Source organism: Microvirga sp. P4_G7 (assembly GCF_056401005.1).
This window is the reverse complement of the sequence record NZ_JBFUKD010000777.1, coordinates 1-1,580: the sequence shown is the minus strand read 5'-3', so window position 1 is coordinate 1,580 and position 1,580 is coordinate 1. Positions and strand designations below refer to the sequence as shown.

Annotated in this window: 2 protein-coding genes and 1 pseudogene; all 3 read right to left on the bottom strand. The window is 59.7% G+C overall.

The features are described 5' to 3' along the window. Window positions 1–589 (bottom strand): PfkB family carbohydrate kinase (locus tag AC1DT3_RS20575; RefSeq protein ID WP_477467062.1); only part of this gene is annotated, 589 nt, incomplete at its 3' end. A 45-nt stretch (window positions 590–634) separates the two neighbouring features. Further along, window positions 635–884: pseudogene (locus AC1DT3_RS20570) on the bottom strand (RpiB/LacA/LacB family sugar-phosphate isomerase). A 175-nt stretch (window positions 885–1,059) separates the two neighbouring features. Continuing rightward, a complete protein-coding gene (locus tag AC1DT3_RS20565) occupies window positions 1,060–1,470 on the bottom strand; it encodes a hypothetical protein (protein WP_477467061.1) in 411 nt (136 codons plus the stop codon). Between the last annotated feature and the right edge of the window lie 110 nt (window positions 1,471–1,580).

Here is a 1,580-nt window from a genome sequence, read left to right as displayed (position 1 = left end):
GGATGGATGAGGCAGCCAGGGCCTCATGTTCATTGACCACGAAAACATCGGTCGCGCCTAATAGGGCCACGAGATCGGATTTCGGGAAGCCGGGAGGGGCCGGCGCGAAGTTCCAAACCACCCGACCGCGCGCCGCCCGGACGGTACGTGCCACGATCAGAGCCTCTTGAAAGGGCACCTCCATCTGCAACACGGCGACCGTGGACTCATTGACTGCTGTGGAATCGATTGCCGTCGCGCCCAGGGCGGAGTTCGCTCCACTCGCCACCGTGATGGCGTTCTCACCCCTTTGATCGACCGTAATGAACGCGCAACCGGTTGGCTCCGCTCCAGTCTCGACGGCATCGACGGCAACCCCGTTGAGCTTAAGGTTCTCCCGCGCGGTTATCCCGAATGGATCGTCGCCGACCCGGGCAGCCATGGCTACCGTCCCCGGATAAGAGACGCGAGCCGCAGCGACGGCTTGGTTGGCCCCCTTCCCGCCGAACAACTGGTCGTAACGCGCGGACAACACAGTTTCGCCCGGACGTGGAATTTCCGCGACGCGAGCGACCAAGTCGACGTTGATCGAACCGAAGACCAGGATCATGCGAGATTCATTCCCAGACGTTTCAATTGAGGTCGCGCGTCGATGCTAACCTTCAGAATCCATGACGTGAAGTTTTTCCACGCGGCGCCGAAATTCTTCCTCGGTGGAGAATGTCGCGGTGAGATACGACGAAATCAGGTCCTGAGCGAGCCAAGGTCCCACGATCTGCGCGCCAATGCACATGACGTTGTTCCACCGATTGATGCGCTGAATGGATGTCATGGCAGACGGCTGCGCGGATACCTTTCATCTTGTTCGCGGCGATCGAAGCACCAACGCCCGTGCCGCAAACCATAATACCGCGCTCGGCTTCACCGGGCGCGACCTTGCGTGCTCGTAAACCGGGTCCTGGGCAACACGAACCGTTCGCGGTCAAAATCGTCATTCATCTCAATAGCGTCGCGCCTAACCCCAGATTCGATAGCCGCAGCAGCAATCGAGTTGCGTGGGTGCTCAGTCACTCGCAGAGTTCATTCCGCCGGCGTCAAGCGTTTGGTCCGGTCGAGTACCGCTGCTGAGCCTTGGCGGAAAACGAAATAGGCAAACATCAACGCTGCCGCGAGCACGAGCAGTGATGCGACCGCCGCGAAAGGATCTGCAGCCGTATAGCCGAGGTGAATAGCGGCAACGGCCGCGGTCAGGATGACCGTCGCGAACGCCCAGAGACCAACCTGGAACAGGGCCGCACGGCTCGCGTCGAGGGCTGGACGCCGCTCGTAGTAGATGCCGAACAGGAAGAGCGACACCCATCCGAGCAGATTTAGATGAGCGTGCGCTGGCATGATGGAGTGGTCTTGGGAGGCTGCCATCCCGATGCCCATGGAAATGCCGACAATGATGAACAGGACAGAGAGTCGAAAGCTGAGTGTCGATGCTGTCATGGGCCCCTCTCGCGTCTTCAAACCTCGCAAGAAACTACGGAAATCGCACAGAACCTCAATACCAGATTCTGGACGAAACCGGTCGGGCGATGACCTTTTACGGCTAAGCC

Excerpts from the sequence above, each read along its gene's own strand:
- AC1DT3_RS20565 (WP_477467061.1), bottom strand. The coding sequence starts at position 1,470 with ATGACAGCATCGACACTCAGCTTTCGACTCTCTGTCCTGTTCATCATT.